Annotated in this window: 18 protein-coding genes and 1 pseudogene; all 19 read right to left on the bottom strand. The window is 60.4% G+C overall.

Annotated features, from left to right (window positions below):
* Positions 1–53 precede the first annotated feature (53 nt).
* Positions 54–929 (bottom strand): annotated as a pseudogene (locus BTN82_RS28020) (pyridoxamine 5'-phosphate oxidase family protein); the annotation flags it as partial.
* Positions 930–977: 48 nt separating this feature from the next.
* On the bottom strand, positions 978–1,601 hold the full coding sequence (locus tag BTN82_RS28015; RefSeq protein WP_075122257.1) for a glutathione S-transferase family protein: 624 nt from the start codon (positions 1,599–1,601) through the stop codon (positions 978–980).
* A 130-nt stretch (positions 1,602–1,731) separates the two neighbouring features.
* A complete protein-coding gene (locus tag BTN82_RS28010) occupies positions 1,732–2,634 on the bottom strand; it encodes a LysR family transcriptional regulator (protein ID WP_075122256.1) in 903 nt (300 codons plus the stop codon).
* Positions 2,635–2,878: 244 nt separating this feature from the next.
* Positions 2,879–4,711, bottom strand: coding sequence for a glutamine--fructose-6-phosphate transaminase (isomerizing) (glmS, locus tag BTN82_RS28005; protein ID WP_075122255.1), 1,833 nt, complete (start codon positions 4,709–4,711; stop codon positions 2,879–2,881).
* 11 nt (positions 4,712–4,722) lie between these two features.
* Positions 4,723–5,490 carry a DeoR/GlpR family DNA-binding transcription regulator gene (locus BTN82_RS28000; RefSeq protein WP_075122254.1) on the bottom strand — a complete coding sequence of 256 codons (768 nt, stop codon included), beginning with the start codon at positions 5,488–5,490 and terminating at the stop codon, positions 4,723–4,725.
* Between the two features lie 206 nt (positions 5,491–5,696).
* Positions 5,697–7,064 (bottom strand): bifunctional UDP-N-acetylglucosamine diphosphorylase/glucosamine-1-phosphate N-acetyltransferase GlmU, encoded by a 1,368-nt coding sequence (gene glmU / locus BTN82_RS27995; RefSeq protein WP_075122253.1) that lies wholly within the window; start codon positions 7,062–7,064, stop codon positions 5,697–5,699.
* A 114-nt stretch (positions 7,065–7,178) separates the two neighbouring features.
* A complete protein-coding gene (locus BTN82_RS27990) occupies positions 7,179–7,604 on the bottom strand; it encodes a F0F1 ATP synthase subunit epsilon (protein ID WP_009041460.1) in 426 nt (141 codons plus the stop codon).
* 45 nt (positions 7,605–7,649) lie between these two features.
* Complete coding sequence (atpD, locus tag BTN82_RS27985) at positions 7,650–9,026, bottom strand: F0F1 ATP synthase subunit beta (protein WP_025132146.1); 1,377 nt, start codon at positions 9,024–9,026, stop codon at positions 7,650–7,652.
* A gap of 27 nt (positions 9,027–9,053) precedes the next feature.
* On the bottom strand, positions 9,054–9,914 hold the full coding sequence (gene atpG / locus BTN82_RS27980; protein WP_075122252.1) for a F0F1 ATP synthase subunit gamma: 861 nt from the start codon (positions 9,912–9,914) through the stop codon (positions 9,054–9,056).
* A 50-nt stretch (positions 9,915–9,964) separates the two neighbouring features.
* Entirely contained in the window at positions 9,965–11,509 is a 1,545-nt protein-coding gene (gene atpA, locus BTN82_RS27975) for a F0F1 ATP synthase subunit alpha (RefSeq protein ID WP_075122251.1), read from the bottom strand.
* A gap of 21 nt (positions 11,510–11,530) precedes the next feature.
* The gene (locus BTN82_RS27970) at positions 11,531–12,067 is read right to left on the bottom strand and encodes a F0F1 ATP synthase subunit delta (protein ID WP_075122250.1); all 537 of its coding nucleotides are present in this window, start codon (positions 12,065–12,067) and stop codon (positions 11,531–11,533) included.
* Positions 12,068–12,079: 12 nt separating this feature from the next.
* Entirely contained in the window at positions 12,080–12,550 is a 471-nt protein-coding gene (locus BTN82_RS27965) for a F0F1 ATP synthase subunit B (RefSeq protein WP_075122249.1), read from the bottom strand.
* 57 nt (positions 12,551–12,607) lie between these two features.
* A complete protein-coding gene (gene atpE / locus BTN82_RS27960) occupies positions 12,608–12,865 on the bottom strand; it encodes a F0F1 ATP synthase subunit C (RefSeq protein WP_002555987.1) in 258 nt (85 codons plus the stop codon).
* 133 nt (positions 12,866–12,998) lie between these two features.
* Positions 12,999–13,868, bottom strand: coding sequence for a F0F1 ATP synthase subunit A (atpB, locus tag BTN82_RS27955; protein ID WP_075122248.1), 870 nt, complete (start codon positions 13,866–13,868; stop codon positions 12,999–13,001).
* Between the two features lie 16 nt (positions 13,869–13,884).
* The gene (locus BTN82_RS27950; protein WP_071552654.1) at positions 13,885–14,292 is read right to left on the bottom strand and encodes a F0F1 ATP synthase subunit I; all 408 of its coding nucleotides are present in this window, start codon (positions 14,290–14,292) and stop codon (positions 13,885–13,887) included.
* A gap of 148 nt (positions 14,293–14,440) precedes the next feature.
* Complete coding sequence (locus BTN82_RS27945) at positions 14,441–15,313, bottom strand: ParB/RepB/Spo0J family partition protein (RefSeq protein ID WP_075122247.1); 873 nt, start codon at positions 15,311–15,313, stop codon at positions 14,441–14,443.
* Positions 15,314–15,322: 9 nt separating this feature from the next.
* Positions 15,323–16,120: a ParA family protein gene (locus BTN82_RS27940; RefSeq protein WP_009051700.1), complete on the bottom strand. Its 798-nt coding sequence runs from the start codon at positions 16,118–16,120 to the stop codon at positions 15,323–15,325.
* An 18-nt stretch (positions 16,121–16,138) separates the two neighbouring features.
* The gene (gene rsmG, locus BTN82_RS27935; RefSeq protein ID WP_075122246.1) at positions 16,139–16,783 is read right to left on the bottom strand and encodes a 16S rRNA (guanine(527)-N(7))-methyltransferase RsmG; all 645 of its coding nucleotides are present in this window, start codon (positions 16,781–16,783) and stop codon (positions 16,139–16,141) included.
* On the bottom strand, positions 16,780–18,672 hold the full coding sequence (gene mnmG, locus BTN82_RS27930) for a tRNA uridine-5-carboxymethylaminomethyl(34) synthesis enzyme MnmG (protein WP_075122245.1): 1,893 nt from the start codon (positions 18,670–18,672) through the stop codon (positions 16,780–16,782). Before mnmG ends, rsmG begins: the two co-directional genes overlap by 4 nt.
* Positions 18,673–18,931: the final 259 nt, after the last annotated feature.

Below are 18,931 nucleotides of genomic sequence, written 5' to 3'. Positions count from 1 at the left end.
CGCAGTACCTGTAGGAGCGCAGCTTGCTCGCGATGCTGACGCCGCGGTCCCTATCGCCAACGCAACGCCAGGGCCGCGGGCCGGCGCACCAGATGCTCGACCTCGAAACGCCACAACCGCTCGGCGCCTGGAAACGTGGCGATCTGCGGGTCGTCGAGGACGACTTCCGTACGGCCGCTGAGTTGCAACAGGTCGCCACGGCTGAAGTCGATGAACAACAGGCCAGCGCGCGGGTTGAGCAGCAGGTTGCCCAGGGTGTTGAAGTGCAGGTTGCCGGCGAAATCCGGAATGCTCAGGCGATTGCCCTCGACCCGCACGAAACCGGCTGGACCACCGCGGTGCGAGACATCGACCCAGCGCCGCCCCTCGACTTCCACGTAACTGGCGACAAAGAACGTGTCGGCGCCGCGGATCATCCCGCGCGCCGCCTCATCCAGCGCGTCCAGGCGCTGTACCGAGCGTGGTACGGCCAACGGCACCGACTCGAACTGGCGCAGCTGGATATAACGCGGGCAATTGCCGAAAGACTGCTCCACACCCAGGGTAAAACCGCTGTCGTCCCGCTTGAGCACCCGGCCATTGAGGCGGTTGCGCCGCCGTGTGTGCAATTCGATACCCAGCAGGCCGATGGCCGCGCCCGCTTCGATCTGCCCGGGGTCCTCGGCGGCAGGCAGGCTATCGAGTTGCAGCAGCCCGGGGGTCGGCGAATGGGCGAAACCCACAGGCCCTTCGAGCAAGCTGGCCCAGGGGTTGCCGTGGTTATCCACAGTGCCCGCGAGCATGAACGGCAGTTGCTGGAAAAACTGCCGGTGCTGGTCGGGCATCTCGCTGCGGATCACCTTGCGCCCGACAACGTCCATGCGCTCGACAACGCCGGCCTGGGCCTGCAGGCGTTTTTCGCCCGCATGCCAGGGAGAACCGCTGTTCATGATGTTTCTCCCCTGCGTCGATGACGCAGCGATCTGGGCAAAGCCGTCTCAGGCGCTTTGCAGGCCCACGGCGGTACGTGGCATGCCGACGAAACCGGGCAAGGCTTCGATACGCGCCAGCCAGGCACGCACCTGTGGATAATCCGCCAACGACACATTGCCCTCGGGCGCGTGGGCGATGTAGCTGTAGCCGGCGATATCGGCGATGGTCGGCTCGCTGCCCACCAGGTAGGGGCTGGCCGTCAGTTGCTGCTCGACGACCTTGAGCAGCGCATGGGAACGGGCGATGGCCTCTTCGGCGTTGAGCGTGGCGCCGAAAACGGTGATCAGCCGCGCCGCCGCCGGACCGAACGCAATCGGCCCCGCCGCCGCCGACAACCAGCGCTGGACCCGCGCCGCGCCGAGCGGATCGCTGGGCAGCCAGCGGCCCTCACCGTATTTCTGCGCCAGGTACACCAGGATCGCGTTGGAGTCAGCCAGCACCTCGCCGCCGTCGTCGATCACCGGCACCTGGCCGAACGCGTTCAGCGCCAGGAAATCCGCTTGCTTGTGCTCGCCCTTCGCCAGGTCGACGAAAATCGATTCAAACGGCAGCCCCAGCAGCGACAACATCAGTTCGACGCGGTGGGCATGGCCGGAGCGGGGAAAGTTGTAGAGCTTGATGGCAGGCATGGCGAACTCCGTTGGGCAGGTGCGCGGCTCACAGGGGCAGCGCTGACGGAGGCCATCTTCTCGCTTCGATCAAAACAACAGAATCGTCAAAAAATACAATCCATCATTTCATCCGGCGCAATGATCCGAACTACGACTGCAAGGCCGGGTGTGCCCGCAGCGCCTGCACGGCGAAGTCGACAAAGCTGCGTACCCGCGCCGACGCCTTGCGTCCGCCCTGGTACACCACGTGAATCGGCAACGGCGGCAACTCGAACTCCGCCAGGACGATCTCCAGTTCGCCGGCCGCCACCTTGCCCGCCACCTGGTACGACAGCACCCGGGTCAGGCCCAACCCCAGGCACGCAGCAGCGATCGCCGGCTGGTTGGCAGTGACCACCAGCCGCGGCTCGGGACGAACGCTCAAGGGCGTTCCGCCATCGTCGAACAACCAGCTTCTGGACTGGCCGATGGACGACGGGGCAATCACCGGCGCCTGGCGCAGTTCCTGCGGGTGCCGTGGCCGGCCCTGGCGAGCGAGAAACGCCGGCGAAGCGCAGATCACCCGCCGCACCTCGCCGACCCGCATCGCATGCTGGCCGCTGTCGGGCAACTCGCCGATACGTACCGCGACGTCGACCCCCTCCTCCACCATGCTCACCACCCGATCGACCAGCAGCGCATTGATGCTGACCTCGGGAAAACGCCCCAGGTAATCCACCATCAGCGGGGTCACGAACAGCTCGCCGAACAGCACCGGCGCGGTGACTGTCAGTTGCCCGCGAGGCAGAGCATGGATGCCGGCGGCCGAGGCCTCGGCATCCTGCAATTCGGCGAGAATGCGCCGGCTGTCTTCCAGGTAACGCTGGCCGGCTTCCGTCAGGTGCACGTTGCGCGTGGTGCGGGTCAGCAACGGGGTGCCGATCCGCTGTTCCAGCGCCGCCACCGCCCGGGTCACGCTGGGCGCAGACAACCCCAGGCGCCGCGCCGCGGCAGCGAAACCCTGCTCCTGGGCGACGCTGACGAACACCTGCATTTCCTGGAATCGGTCCATGGGCGCTGCTCCGGTTCAACGGGAACCACAGCTTATCCGCATCGCCCGGTGCCCCACAAAATCGATTCGCACGAACGAGCCAACGCGAAGGGAACGAGCCTGTGATGGATACCGGCTTGTGGATAAGTTGTGCTGCAAAGACACGATCGCGGGCTGGATCCTCTACGGATCCGCCCGCGAGCGTCGGGGAAGGGAAAACGCCAGGGCGCTGGCCGGTCGAACCGGCCAGCGCCCTGTGGGTAACTTATTCCACCGTGACCGACTTGGCCAGGTTGCGCGGCTGGTCGACGTCGGTGCCCTTGAGTACCGCCACGTAGTACGACAGCAGCTGCAACGGGATGGTGTAGAGGATCGGCGACAGGATGTCGTGGATATGCGGCATGTGGATAACATGCGTGCCTTCGCCGTTGGTCATGCCGGCCTTCTCGTCGGCAAACACGATCAGTTCGCCGCCGCGGGCGCGGACTTCCTGCAGGTTGGACTTGAGCTTCTCCAGCAGCTCGTTGTTCGGCGCCACGGTGACCACCGGCATGTCGTTATCCACAAGGGCCAACGGACCGTGCTTGAGCTCGCCGGCCGGGTAGGCTTCGGCGTGGATGTAGGAGATTTCCTTGAGCTTCAGCGCCCCTTCCATCGCCACCGGGAATTGCGCGCCGCGGCCGAGGAACAAGGTGTGGTGCTTCTCGGCGAACAGTTCGGCGGTTTTCTCCACCGTGCTGTCCATCGCCAGGGCTTCGCCCAGGCGCGCCGGCAGACGCCGCAGTTCTTCCACCAGGGTGGCTTCGACGCCAGCGCCCAGGGTGCCGCGCACCTGGCCCAGGGCCAGGGTCAGCAACAGCAGGCCGACCAGTTGGGTGGTGAAGGCCTTGGTCGAGGCCACACCGATTTCGCGACCGGCCTGGGTCAGCAGGGTCAGGTCGGATTCGCGCACCAGCGAGCTGATGCCGACGTTGCAGATCGCCAGGCTGGCGAGGAAACCCAGCTCCTTGGCATTGCGCAGGGCGGCCAGGGTGTCGGCGGTTTCGCCGGACTGCGAGATGGTGACGAACAGGGTGTCCGGCTGCACCACCACCTTGCGGTAGCGGAACTCGCTGGCCACTTCGACCTGGCACGGGATCCCGGCCAGTTCTTCCAGCCAGTAACGGGCAACCATGCCGGCGTGGTAGCTGGTGCCGCAGGCGACGATCTGCACGTTACGCACTTGGGCGAACAGTTCGGCGGCCTGTGGGCCGAAAGCCTGGACCAGCACCTGGTTCGGGCTCAGGCGGCCTTCGAGGGTACGTTGCACCACGGACGGCTGCTCGTGGATTTCCTTGAGCATGAAGTGGCGGAACTCGCCTTTCTCGGCGGCTTCGGCGCCGTCGCGGTACTGCACGGCTTCGCGTTCCACCGCCTGGCCATCGACATCCCAGATCTGCACGCTGTCGCGGCGGATCTCGGCGATATCGCCTTCTTCCAGGTACATGAAGCGGTCGGTCACCTGGCGCAGGGCCAACTGGTCAGAGGCCAGGAAGTTTTCCCCCAGGCCCAGGCCGATCACCAGCGGGCTGCCGCTGCGGGCGGCGACCAGACGGTCCGGCTGGCTGGTGCTGATCACGGCCAGGCCATAGGCGCCATGCAGCTCCTTGACGGTGGCCTTGAGGGCCACGGTCAGGTCGCCCAGGTCCTTGAGCTTGTGGTTCAGCAGGTGGGCGATGACTTCGGTGTCGGTGTCCGAGGTGAACACATAACCCTGGGCCTTGAGCTGTTCGCGCAGGGCTTCATGGTTCTCGATGATGCCGTTGTGCACCACCGCCAGGTCGCCGGAGAAATGCGGGTGGGCATTGCGTTCGCACGGCGCGCCGTGAGTGGCCCAGCGGGTGTGGGCGATGCCCAGGCGGCCTGCCAGCGGTTCGCCGGCCAGGGCCTGCTCCAGCTCGCTGACCTTGCCCGGACGGCGCATGCGCTCGAGCTTGCCGCCGTTGGTGAAGACCGCCACACCGGCGCTGTCGTAGCCGCGGTATTCAAGACGCTTGAGGCCTTCCAGCAGGATGGCCGTGACATTGCGTTCAGCAACGGCGCCAACAATTCCACACATGGTTTCTTCTCCTAGATGATTGCCGCGCAAATCAGCGTGATGCCGCGGGCTTGAATCTGGTCGCGGGCCTCTGCAGGCAGGCGATCATCGGTAATAAGGGTATGGACACTGCTCCAGGGCAGTTCCAGGTTGGGAATCTTGCGGCCGATCTTGTCGGCCTCGACCATCACCACGACTTCCCTCGCCACCTCGGCCATCACCCGGCTCAGGCCGAGCAACTCGTTGAAGGTAGTGGTCCCACGCACCAGATCGATGCCGTCGGCGCCGATGAACAGTTGGTCGAAATCGTAGGAACGCAGTACCTGCTCGGCGACCTGCCCCTGGAACGACTCGGAATGAGGGTCCCAGGTGCCGCCGGTCATCAACAGCACCGGCTCGTGCTCCAGCTCGTTCAGGGCATTGGCCACCGGCAGCGAGTTGGTCATGACCACCAGGCCCGGCTGCTGGCCGAGTTCGGGGATCATGGCCGCGGTGGTGCTGCCGCTGTCGATGATGATGCGCGCGTGTTCGCGTATCCGCGCCACGGCAGCGCGGGCAATGGCTTGCTTGTAGCGAGACACCGGCTGGCCGATATCGCCGACCAGTTCCTGGGGCAGGGTGATGGCGCCGCCGTAACGCCGCAACAACAGGCCATTGCTCTCCAGGGCCGCCAGATCCTTACGGATCGTAACTTCCGAGGTTTCGAAACGTTTGGCCAGCTCATCCACACTCACCTCGCCCTGTTCATTGAGCAGGGCAAGAATATTGTGGCGACGTTGGGGGGTGTTGCGTTTCGACATGAGCACTTTAAGTTTCGATTCGAAAGATAACGGAAGCAATCAAAACCTATCGCTGGAAATTCGTCAAGCGCGAGAAACGAAAAAGTTGTCCACAGGGGGACGGCCTTATCGCGAGCCAGCTCGCTCCTACAGGTTTGTCACTTTTCTATAGGAGCGAGCTGGCTCGCGATCGTATCGACTCGGCCTTGCGCCGAACTGTGGATAACTCAGCTTTTCTTGATTTTCACCGGGCGTTTCCAGCCGTCGATGTTCTTCTGCCGGGCACGGGCCACGGCCAGCTGAGCTTTTTCCACCGTCTGGTTGATGGTCGAACCGGCCGCCGTGGTCGCACCGTCGTGGATATCCACAGGCGCCACCAACGAGTTGTTGGAGCCGATGAAGACGTCTTCGCCCAGCACTGTCCGGTGCTTGTTGGCGCCATCGTAGTTGCAGGTGATGGTGCCGGCGCCGATATTGCTGCGCGCGCCGATATCGGCATCGCCCAGGTACGCCAGGTGGCCTGCCTTGGCGCCTTCGCCCATGCGGGCATTCTTCAGCTCGACGAAGTTACCCACATGGGCCCGGGCTTCGAGCACGGTGCCCTGGCGCAGGCGGGCGAACGGACCGGCATCGCTGCCTTCGCCCAGTACCGCGCCTTCGATGTGGCTGTTGGCCTTGACCACCGCGCCCTTGCGCAGGGTGCTGTCCTTGATCACGCAATTCGGACCGATCACCACGTCGTCTTCGATGATCACGCGGCCTTCGAGAATCACGTTGATGTCGATCAGCACATCGCGGCCGACGCTGACTTCGCCACGCACGTCGAAACGCGCCGGATCGCGCAGGGTCACACCCTGGGCCATCAGGCGGCGAGCCGCGCGCAGCTGGTAATGGCGCTCCAGCTCGGCCAATTGCTTGCGATCGTTGGCGCCCTGCACTTCCATGGCGTCGTGCGGTTGCTCGGTGGCCACCACCAGCCCATCGCCGACCGCCATGGCGATCACGTCGGTCAGGTAGTACTCGCCCTGGGCGTTGTTGTTCGACAGCCGGCCCATCCAGTCGCCCAGGCGCTTGGCCGGGACCGCGAGGATCCCGGTATTGCCTTCGGTAATCGCACGCTGGGCTTCGTTGGCGTCTTTCTGCTCGACAATAGCCGCCACCTTGCCGGCGGCATCGCGAACGATACGGCCATAACCGGTCGGGTCGGCCAGTTCGACGGTGAGCAGGCCCAATTGCTCAGGCCCGACCTGCTTGAGCAGGCGTTGCAGGGTTTCCACTTCGATCAGCGGTACATCGCCATAGAGCACCAGCACGGTATCGGCGCTGATGAACGGCACGGCCTGGGCCACGGCATGGCCGGTGCCGAGTTGCTTGTCCTGCAGCACGAAATTCAGGTCATCCGCCGCCAGGCGCTCGCGAACCGCATCGGCGCCATGGCCGATGACCACATGAATGCGTTGTGGATCGAGTTGCCGCGCGCTGTGGATAACATGGCCGAGCATGGAGTTGCCCGCCACCGGGTGCAGGACCTTGGGCAACGACGAGCGCATGCGGGTGCCTTGACCGGCAGCGAGAATAACGATTTCGAGAGACATGACTGGCTACCAATCCTGGGTGGTCAGCGACTGTGACCAAGAGGTGAATTGCAAAAAAAGAAAAAGGGTAGCCGAGGCTACCCTTTTTAATCAATCACGCGGAAATCCCGCGGCTTAGCCGCCGAACTTCTTGCGGATCTGCTGGACGGTGCGCAGCTGGGCTGCGGCCTCGGCCAGACGTGCAGCAGCAGAACCGTAGTCGAAATCTGCGCCTTTTTCATTCAGGGCCTTCTCAGCAGCCTTGACGGCTTCCTGAGCGGAGGCTTCGTCCAGGTCGGCAGCACGTTGCACGGTGTCGGCAAGAACCTTGACCATGTTCGGCTGAACCTCGAGGAAACCACCGGAGATGTAGAACACCTCGGCTTCCCCGCCCTGCTTGATCAAGCGGATCGGACCTGGTTTCAGATTAGTGATCAGCGGCGCGTGGCCCAGGGCGATACCAAGATCCCCGAGTTCGCCGTGTGCGATCACCATCTCGACCAGACCGGAGAAGATTTCTCCTTCCGCGCTGACGATATCGCAATGGACTGTCATAGCCATCTGCTTGCCTCAACCTAAATTAGCGCCCGTTTCCGGGCGCCGGGATTACAGTTTCTTGGCTTTCTCGATCGCTTCTTCGATGCCGCCGACCATGTAGAACGCTTGTTCTGGCAGGTGGTCGTAGTCACCGTTGAGGATGCCTTTGAAGCCAGCGATGGTGTCTTTCAGGGAAACGTATTTGCCTGGAGAACCAGTGAAGACTTCAGCCACGAAGAACGGCTGCGACAGGAAGCGCTGGATCTTACGAGCGCGGGATACCAGTTGCTTGTCGGCTTCGGACAGTTCGTCCATACCCAGGATCGCAATGATGTCCTTCAGCTCTTTGTAGCGCTGCAGCACGTACTGAACGCCGCGAGCGGTCTCGTAGTGCTCGTTGCCGATCACGTTCGGGTCCAGCTGGCGGGAAGTCGAGTCCAGTGGGTCTACCGCTGGGTAGATACCCAGGGAAGCGATGTCACGGGACAGTACGACGGTGGCGTCCAAGTGGGCGAAGGTGGTCGCTGGCGACGGGTCGGTCAGGTCGTCCGCAGGTACGTATACCGCTTGGATCGAGGTGATCGAACCTTCCTTGGTCGAAGTGATACGTTCTTGCAGAACGCCCATCTCTTCAGCCAGGGTCGGCTGGTAACCTACTGCCGAAGGCATACGGCCCAGCAGTGCGGATACTTCGGTACCGGCCAGGGTGTAACGATAGATGTTGTCGACGAACAGCAGAACGTCGTTACCTTCGTCACGGAACTTCTCGGCCATGGTCAGGCCGGTCAGGGCTACGCGCAGACGGTTTCCCGGCGGCTCGTTCATCTGGCCGTAGACCAGTGCCACTTTGTCCAGAACGTTGGAATCCTTCATCTCGTGGTAGAAGTCGTTACCCTCACGAGTACGCTCACCCACACCGGCGAACACGGAATAACCGCTGTGCTCGATGGCGATGTTACGGATCAGTTCCATCATGTTTACGGTTTTGCCCACACCGGCACCACCGAACAGACCCACCTTGCCGCCTTTGGCAAACGGGCAAACCAGGTCGATAACCTTGATGCCGGTTTCCAGCAGGTCGTTGCCGCCTGCCTGGTCTGCGAAGGACGGAGCAGCGCGGTGGATACCCCAGCGCTCGTCGGTGTCGATCGGACCCGCTTCGTCGATCGGGTTGCCCAGCACGTCCATGATCCGGCCCAGGGTCGCTTTACCGACCGGTACGGAGATGGCTGCCTTGGTGTCGACAACGTCCAGGCCGCGTTTCAGGCCTTCGGTGGAACCCATCGCAATGGTACGCACCACGCCGTCGCCCAGCTGCTGCTGAACTTCCAGGGTGGTTTCCGCGCCTTGTACTTTCAGCGCGTTGTAGATGCTCGGTACGCTGTCGCGTGGAAATTCCACGTCGATAACGGCGCCGATGATTTGAACGATACGTCCGCTACTCATAGCTGGATCCTCTGAATATTTGAACCGTTAAACCGCGGCAGCGCCGCCGACGATTTCCGAGATCTCTTGGGTGATCGCAGCCTGACGCGCCTTGTTGTAGATCAGCTGCAAATCGCTGATCAAATCACCGGCGTTGTCGGTAGCGTTCTTCATCGCGATCATCCGCGCAGCTTGTTCGGCCGCGTTGTTCTCGACCACCGCCTGGTACACCTGCGACTCCACGTAGCGCACCATCAGGCCGTCAAGCAGCTCTTTGGCGTCTGGTTCGTAGAGGTAGTCCCAGTGGTGCTTGAGTTCTTGATCCGGGGTCGCCACCAGTGGAATCAACTGCTCCACGGTAGGCTGCTGGGTCATGGTGTTGATGAACTTGTTGGACACTACGCACAGACGGTCGATACGGCCGTCCAGGTAGGCATCCAGCATCACCTTGACGCTGCCGATCAGATCATTGATCGACGGCTCTTCACCCAGGTGGCTGATAGCTGCAACGACGTTACCGCCGAAGTTGCGGAAAAAGGCCGCACCCTTGCTACCAACGACACACAGATCAATCTCGACGCCGTTTTCGCGGTTTACCGCCATGTCCTTGACCAGGGCCTTGAACAGGTTGGTGTTCAAGCCACCGCACAGACCACGGTCACTGCTCACGACGACATAACCGACGCGCTTGATAGCACGGTCGATCATGAACGGGTGGCGGTATTCCGGGTTGGCGTTGGCCAGATGCCCAATTACCTGGCGGATACGCTCCGCATAAGGACGGCTAGCAGCCATGCGCATTTGTGCCTTGCGCATTTTGCTGACCGCCACTTTTTCCATGGCGCTGGTAATTTTTTGCGTGCTTTTGATGCTCGCAATCTTACTGCGAATCTCTTTTGCGCCTGCCATGTAACACCTATCAGGTTAGCAAGCGGGAGCCTTGCGGCTCCCGCTGCGGCTTACCAGGTTTGGGTGGCCTTGAACTTCTCGATACCGGCTTTCATGCCAGCGTCGATTTCGTCATTGAAGTCACCCTTCACGTTGATCTTGGCCATCAAATCGGCGTGATCGCGGTTGAAGTAAGCAATCAGCGCTTGTTCAAAGCTGCCGACTTTGGCGATTTCGACGTCAGTCAGGAACCCACGCTCAGCGGCATACAGCGACAGCGACATGTCGGCGATCGACATTGGCGCGTATTGCTTCTGCTTCATCAGCTCGGTAACGCGCTGACCATGCTCAAGTTGCTTACGGGTCGCTTCGTCCAGGTCAGAAGCGAACTGGGCGAATGCTGCCAGTTCACGGTACTGAGCCAGAGCGGTACGGATACCACCGGACAGCTTCTTGATGATCTTGGTCTGAGCGGCACCACCTACACGGGATACCGAAACACCGGCGTTCACAGCTGGGCGGATGCCCGAGTTGAACATGGCCGATTCCAGGAAGATCTGACCGTCGGTGATGGAAATCACGTTGGTCGGAACGAACGCGGAAACGTCGCCAGCCTGGGTTTCGATGATCGGCAGTGCAGTCAGGGAACCGGTCTTGCCAGTTACCGCGCCGTTGGTGAACTTCTCTACGTACTCTTCCGAAACGCGGGATGCGCGCTCCAGCAGACGGGAGTGGAGATAGAACACGTCGCCTGGGTAAGCTTCACGGCCTGGTGGACGGCGCAGCAGCAGGGAAATCTGGCGGTAAGCCACTGCTTGCTTGGACAGATCGTCATAAACGATCAGCGCGTCTTCACCGCGGTCGCGGAAGTATTCGCCCATGGTGCAACCGGAGTACGGTGCCAGGAACTGCAGCGCTGGAGATTCGGAAGCACTGGCAGCTACCACGATGGTATTGGCCAGGGCGCCGTTTTCTTCCAGCTTGCGAACCACGTTGGCGATGGTCGATTGCTTCTGACCGATAGCGACGTAGACGCAGAAAATGCCGCTGTCTTTCTGGTTGATGATCGCGTCGATCGCCAGAGCGGTCTTACCGATCTGACGGTCGCCGATGATCAGCTCACGCTGGCCACGGCCGACAGGAATCATGGCATCGACAGCCTTGTAGCCAGTCTGTACAGGCTGGTCTACCGACTTACGCCAGATCACGCCTGGAGCAACTTTCTCGACCGCGTCGGTCTCGGTGTTGTTCAGCGGACCTTTGCCGTCGACTGGGTTACCCAGTGCGTCGACTACGCGACCCAGCAGTTCCTTACCAACTGGAACTTCGAGGATGCGGCCGGTGCACTTGGCGCTCATGCCTTCAGCCAGAGACTGGTAAGCGCCCAGTACAACGGCACCTACGGAGTCTTGCTCAAGGTTGAGGGCCATACCGTAGACGCCGCCCGGAAACTCGATCATCTCGCCGTACATGACGTCGGCCAGACCGTGAATCCGCACGATACCGTCAGAAACGCTGACGACAGTGCCTTCGTTACGGGCTTGGGAGGTCACATCGAGCTTGTCGATGCGGCCCTTGATAATTTCACTTATTTCGGAAGGATTGAGTTGCTGCATTGCTCTGCTGCCCCTTCAAACTCAAGATTTCAATGCTTCGGCAAGTTTCGCGAGTTTGCCGCGAATCGAGCCATCGATAACCAGGTCGCCGGCGCGGATGACGACACCACCAATGAGAGTGGCATCCTCCGCAACTTGCAGGCGCACTTCCCGGTCGAGTCGTGCACTGAGAACCTTGGCGAGTTTGTCTTGCTGTTCTTGGTTCAACGCAAAAGCACTGGTGACTTCCACATCTACCGACTTCTCTTGCTCGGCCTTGTACAGGTCGAACAGAGCGGCGATCTCCGGCAGAAGCAGGAGACGGTCGTTTTCGGCAACGACGTGGATGAAATTCTGTGCCTTGGCATCGAACTTGTCGCCGCACACGTCGATAAACGTGGCGGCCTTGTCTGCGCTCGTCAGTCGCGGGGCCTTGAGCACGCGCCGCATGGTGTCGTCTTGCGACACCTTAGCGGCCAGGCCGAGCATGGCTGACCAATTGGCCAGCTGCTGGTGGGCCTGAGCGTGCTCGAAGGCCGCCTTAGCGTAAGGTCGGGCCAACGTGGTCAGTTCTGCCATGATCGCCCTCGCTTAAATTTCAGCAGCCAGTTTGTCAACCAGCTCCGCGTGCGCGTTTTGATCGATTGTGGCACCCAGGATCTTCTCGGCACCGCCAACGGCCAGCACACCCAGTTGGGCACGCAGCGCGTCTTTGACGCCATTGAGTTCCTGCTCGATCTCGGCCTGAGCCTGAACCTTCACACGGTCAGCGTCGACACGGGCTTTTTCAACAGCCTCTTCGACAATCTGGTTACCGCGTTTCTTGGCTTGCTCAATGATCTCGGCTGCCTGAGCTTTTGCTTCGCGCAGTTGCTGACCCGCTTTCTCTTGGGCCAGTTCCAGGTCGCGAGCTGCTCGGCTGGCAGCGTCCAGTCCATCCGCGATCTTCTTCTGACGTTCGTGCAAAGCCGCGATGACCGGAGGCCACACGAACTTCATGCAAAACAGTACAAAAATGAAGAACGCAACGGACTGGCCAATCAGGGTTGCATTAATGTTCACGCCAACACCTCGCTCGTTCGTTGTCCATCACACCAATCAACTCGAAAATTCGAGTGATTAGCCAGCGAGTTGACCAACGAAGGGGTTCGCGAAGGTGAAGAACAGAGCGATACCAACGCCGATCATGGTTACGGCGTCGAGCAGGCCGGCAACGATGAACATTTTAACTTGCAGCATTGGAACCATTTCTGGCTGACGCGCAGCGCCTTCCAGGAACTTGCCGCCCAACAGGCCGAAACCAATTGCGGTACCCAGTGCGCCCAGGCCGATCAACAGTGCAACAGCGATAGCGGTTAGACCAACTACAGTTTCCATCTTTCCTCCCGACTTTTACGTCGTATGGTTTAGGTTTTTTAGATTAAAGCGGTAAAACAAATCGTTTCATCGTGCCCTATACGGGCCCCCTCCCGTTTGACCGGGAGGGACATCAGACAAGTCGAGACTGGTCTTAATGGTTCTCTTCGTGCGCCATCGACAGGTAGACGATGGTCAGCATCATGAAGATAAACGCTTGCAGGGTGATGATCAGGATGTGGAACACAGCCCACGCCCATTGCAGCACCACGCCCAGGCCGCTGAGCCAGAGCAGGCCGCTGCCGAACATCACGGCGATCAGGATGAACACCAGTTCGCCAGCGTACATGTTGCCGAACAGACGCAGTGCCAGGGAGATTGGCTTGGCTACCAGCGTCACGAACTCGAGCAGGAAGTTCACCGGAATCAGCAGCGCCTGAACGAAGATGTTCTTGCTGCCGAACGGGTGCAGGGTCAGTTCGCCGATGAAGCCGCCGATGCCCTTGACCTTGATGCTGTAGAAAATGATCAGCGCGAACACCGACAGGGCCATGCCCAGGGTCGCGTTCGGGTCGGTAGTCGAGACGGCACGGAAAGGAATGTGCGCATCGCCGGAGATCCAGATGGCCAGCTGAGGAATCCAGTCGACCGGAATCAGGTCGATGGCGTTCATCAGGAACACCCAGACGAAGATGGTCAGTGCCAGCGGTGCGATCACCGGGCTACGGCCATGGAAGCTGTCTTTCACGCTGCCATCGACGAATTCGACCAGTACTTCAACGAAGTTCTGCAAAGCGCCTGGCTGACCGGAAGTTGCCTTCTTGGCCGCCATGCGGAAAAGCAGGACGAAGATCAGACCCAAGGCTACGGACCAGCCGAGCGTATCGACGTGGAATGCCCAGAAGCCCATTTCCTTGGCTTCTGCTGCGGTGTGGGCAAAGCCCCAGCCGCCATTAGGTAGCTGACCGAAGGTCAGGTTCTGCAAGTGGTGCTGGATATAGCCCGAAGCGGTTGTTTCTGCCATGGTTGCCTCAAACGCCCTAAGGTCTCGAAAGTCTTGTTCTCATAAGCAGGGGAGCGAACCAGCTGACCAGTTGGGTCAACACGAAGACGCCGAATACAGCTAGCGGCGCCAATGGCTTCACACCTGCGAACGTCAATGCAAAGAGCACTGCCGTCAAAATCAATTTGCCCGCCTCGCCGGCATAAAAAGACCGGACGATGGCTTGAGCTGCTCGGGCGCCGGAAAACCGAAAGGCCCTGTGAGCGAAATACACATTGGGTAGCAAGGCTATCAGTCCTCCGCAAAGGCCTGAATATCCGGCTACGACTCCATGCCATTGCCAGAGCGCCAAGGCAGCCAGCAACAAAACGACAAATTGAGCCAATAAAACCGGGAAAACCGCCAAGCGATGGAACGGCAAGCGGTTTGGCGTGCGGGTTTCCATCACTCTTGCTCCTCATGGGTCGGCTGCCAGAATTCAATAACTTGGCATAATTTGTGCCGACAAAATGCGCGCAGAGTATAGGGGCGGTTCAGCCCCTATTCAACTGCCGGGTAGTGATTTCCGACTGCACGCTACATAAGGAAATGTTTCAGCGGATGTGTGCGAGGACGCCTTGAAGCTCATCGAGGGAGTTATACCCGATGACCAACTGACCTTTCCCTTTCTTTCCGTGACGAATCTGCACCGCAGAGCCTAGGCGCTCGGCCAAGCGCTGCTCGAGGCGCGCGATATCGGGATCGGGTTTGACCGGTTCGGCAGGCTGCTGTTTGCCACTCAACCACTGGCGAACCAGGGCTTCGGTCTGGCGTACGGTGAGACCGCGTGCGACAACGTGTCGCGCCCCTTCAACCTGTTGATTTTCCGGCAAACCGAGCAAGGCACGGGCATGACCCATTTCCAGGTCGCCGTGGGACAACATGGTCTTGATCACTTCAGGCAAGGCGATCAGGCGCAGCAAGTTGGTCACCGTGACGCGGGACTTACCCACAGCCTCGGCAACCTGCTGCTGAGTCAGCTGGAATTCCTGCTGCAGGCGCTGCAGGGCAATCGCTTCCTCGATGGGGTTGAGATCTTCGCGCTGGATATTCTCGATCAACGCCATGGCAATGGCGGTTTCGTCCGGTACGTCGCGGACCATCGCCGGGATGGTTTCCTGACCCGCTTGCTGGCTGGCGCGCCAACGGCGTTCACCGGCAATGATCTCGAAACGGCCGGAACCGATCGGACGCACCACGATCGGCTGCATGACGCCCTGAACCTTGATCGAGTTCGCCAGCTCTTCCAGCGCCTGCGGGTCCATGTCCCGGCGCGGCTGATACTTGCCACGCTGGATCAGGTCCAGCGGCAAATGCTGCAGTTCGCGCGCATCAGCTTGAACGGCTTGTTCTTCCAACGCGCTGACAGTCGGACCACTCAGCAGTGCATCCAGTCCACGTCCGAGACCTCGTTTCTTGACGGCCATGGGGATTCCTTAAGTTGGCTGGGCAGCGGCTGCGCGTGAATTTTTGCGTTGCCGACGCACCATCTCGCCAGCGAGGGCCAGATAAGCGATGGCACCGCGGGACTGTTTGTCGTAGGCCAACGCCGGCATGCCATAACTCGGGGCTTCCGCCAGGCGTATATTGCGCGGGATCACCGTGTCGTACAGCTGATCGCCGAAGTGTTCCTTGAGCTGGGCGGAAACGTCGTTCATCAGGCTCAGGCGCGGGTCGTACATGGTCCGCAGCAGGCCTTCGACCTTGAGGTTCGGGTTCAGCAATTCGGAGATGCGCTTGATGTTATCCACAAGGTCGCTCAAGCCTTCGAGCGCAAAGTACTCGCACTGCATGGGGATAATTACCCCATCGGCGGCAACCAGGGCATTGAGCGTAAGCATCGACAGCGACGGCGGGCAGTCGATCAGGATGTAATCGTAATTCTCGCGGATTGGCGCCAGGGCGCTGCGCAGACGGCTTTCCTTCATCTGCATTTCCAGCAGGACGACTTCGGCCGCGGTCAGGTCGCGGTTCGCTGGCAGCAGTTGATAACCGCCGTGCTCGGAGTAGTGCATGGCCTGGGCCAGATCGCATTCGCCGATCAGCAGGTCGTAGACCGAATTTTCCAGGCCGTGTTTATCCACACCGCTACCCATGGTGGCGTTGCCCTGTGGATCGAGATCGATCAACAGCACCCGGCGCTTGGTAGCGACCAGCGATGCTGCGAGGTTGATGCAGGTGGTGGTCTTGCCCACACCACCTTTCTGGTTCGCTATCGCGAATACCTTAGCCATTCTTGCTTGTGTTCCCAATCATGCCGTGCGGCGCAGTATCAGCAGATGGCGTTGGCCTTGGCAACCGGGTACGGCCAGGGCGTGTTCGCTATCGAGGTGGAAGTCTGCCGGCAATGCTACCAGCTCATCGGCGGGATGAACGCCCTTCATTGCCAGCCAGCGTGTATCGCGATCGCCCAGGTGGCGAGTCCAGCTGGTGAAGTTCTCCATGCTGCTGAACGCCCGGGAAATGATCCCGTTGAATGGCTGCTCAGGTGCGAAGGCTTCGACCCGGCTGTGGATAACTTGCAGGTTATCCAGCTTGAGTTCGAGTTTGACCTGGGTCAGGAAGCGAGTTTTCTTGCCGTTGCTGTCCAGGCAGGTGACCTGCGACCCGGGAAACAGGATCGCCAGGGGGATGCCAGGCATCCCGCCGCCGCTGCCGACGTCCAGCCAGCGACCGTCTTCGATGAACGACATCACGCTCAGGCTATCGAGCAGGTGACGCGAGACCATTTCGTCCGGATCGCGCACGGCGGTCAGGTTGTAAGCCTTGTTCCATTTGATCAACAGGCCCAGATAACCCAGCAGCAACTCGTGCTGGGCAGCTGTCAGGTTGACACCGAGTTGGCGAGCACCTGTGGATAACTCTTCTGCATGTTGCGAGGTGACCTGCGAACTCAAGCGCTTTGCTCCAACTGACGGCCCGCGCCGCGTTTTTTCAAGTGAATCATCAACAGGGAAATCGCCGCCGGCGTAACGCCCGGAATCCGCGACGCCTGGCCCAGGGTTTCAGGACGGGTGGCGCCAAGCTTGCTCTGGATCTCTTTCGAGAGCCCGGAAATACCGGTGTAGTCGATATCCACAGGCAGTCGGGTGTCTTCGCTGGCCCGCAGGCGAGCGATCTCGTCCTGCTGGCGATCGATGTAACCGGCGTACTTGGTCTTGATTTCGACCTGTTCGGCGACCTGTGGATCTTCCGCGCCCTGCCCGGTCACTTCGACCAGACCAGCGTAGTCGATTTCCGGACGGCTCAGCAGATTCAGCAAGTTGTACTCATGGGTCAGCGGCGTGCCGAACTTCTCGGCAATCGCGTCGCCTTGCTCGGTGCCTGGGCGAACCCAGGTACTTTTCAAACGCTGCTCTTCCAGGGCAATGCCTTCGCGTTTCTTGCAGAACGCAGCCCAACGGACATCGTCCACCAGGCCCAGTTCCCGACCTTTCTCGGTCAGGCGCAGGTCGGCGTTATCTTCGCGCAGGATCAGGCGGTATTCGGCCCGGGATGTGAACATCCGGTACGGTTCCTGGGTTCCCAGGGTAATCAAGTCGTCGACCAATACACCGATGTAGGCTTCGTCGCGACGCGGACACCAGCTGTCTTTGCCCTGCGCGCGCAAGGCGGCGTTGGCACCGGCGAGCAAACCTTGTGCACCGGCCTCTTCGTAACCGGTGGTGCCGTTGATCTGGCCGGCAAAGAACAGCCCGCCGATCACTTTGGTTTCCAGGCTGTACTTCAGGTCGCGCGGATCGAAGTAGTCGTACTCGATGGCGTAGCCGGGACGCACGATATGGGCGTTTTCCATACCGCGGATCGATTGCACGATCTGCAACTGCACATCGAACGGCAGGGATGTGGATATCCCGTTCGGGTACAGCTCGTGGGTGGTCAGGCCTTCCGGCTCGATGAAGACCTGATGGCTTTCCTTGTCGGCAAAGCGATGGATCTTGTCTTCGATCGACGGGCAGTAACGCGGACCGATGCCTTCGATCACCCCGGAATACATCGGCGAACGATCAAGGTTGGACGCGATGATTTCGTGGGTCCGGGCATTGGTGTGGGTAATCCAGCAACTGACCTGTCGTGGGTGCTGTTCTTTCGAGCCCAGGAACGACATCACCGGAATTGGCGTATCACCCGGTTGTTCGGTCATCACCGAGAAATCCACCGAGCGGCCATCGATACGTGGCGGCGTGCCAGTTTTCAGGCGGCCGACACGCAGTGGCAATTCACGCAGGCGCTGGGCCAGGGCGATCGAGGGTGGATCGCCGGCGCGGCCGCCGGAATAGTTCTGCATTCCGATGTGGATAAGTCCGCCGAGGAAGGTCCCGGTAGTCAGCACCACGGATTCGGCGAAGAAGCGCAGGCCCATTTGGGTCACGACGCCACGTACCTGGTCCTGTTCGACGATCAGGTCGTCCGCAGCCTGTTGAAATATCCACAGGTTCGGCTGGTTTTCCAGGATTTCGCGGACAGCGGCCTTGTACAGGACACGGTCGGCCTGGGCGCGGGTGGCGCGTACGGCCGGGCCTTTGCGGCTGTTCAACACACGAAACTGAATACCGCCTTTATCGGTAGCCATGGCCATCGCGCCGCCGAGGGCATCGATTTCTTTGACCAGATGACTTTTACCGATCCCGCCAATCGCGGGGTTGCAGCTCATCGCTCCGAGGGTTTCCACGTTGTGCGTCAGCAACAGGGTTTTTGCCCCCATGCGTGCTGATGCAAGTGCTGCCTCGGTACCGGCATGACCGCCGCCGATGACGATCACTTCAAAACGGGAAGGGAAATCCACCACGCACCTCGTGCCTGCTTATATGGGTAAAAAAGGATGGGTTCTTGGGATAACGGACAAGTATAGGGTCTTCGCCCTCCCTAAAGAACCCTTTGCACAAAATTTAACCAGCTGTGGATGACTCGCGGATAATAGAAATTAAAAAGAGAGAAATTTATTAAATCTTTGTTTTTATGTTTATTCTTAGGCACCACCCTTTCTGTGGATAGATCTACACAGGCCTTTATTTTCAATATGTACAGAGATTTAAAAGTCTGTG

Source organism: Pseudomonas chlororaphis (assembly GCF_001921865.1).
In the GTDB taxonomy this organism is placed as follows: Bacteria; Pseudomonadota; Gammaproteobacteria; order Pseudomonadales; family Pseudomonadaceae; genus Aquipseudomonas; species Aquipseudomonas chlororaphis_D.
This window is presented reverse-complemented; position numbering and strand designations above follow the sequence as displayed.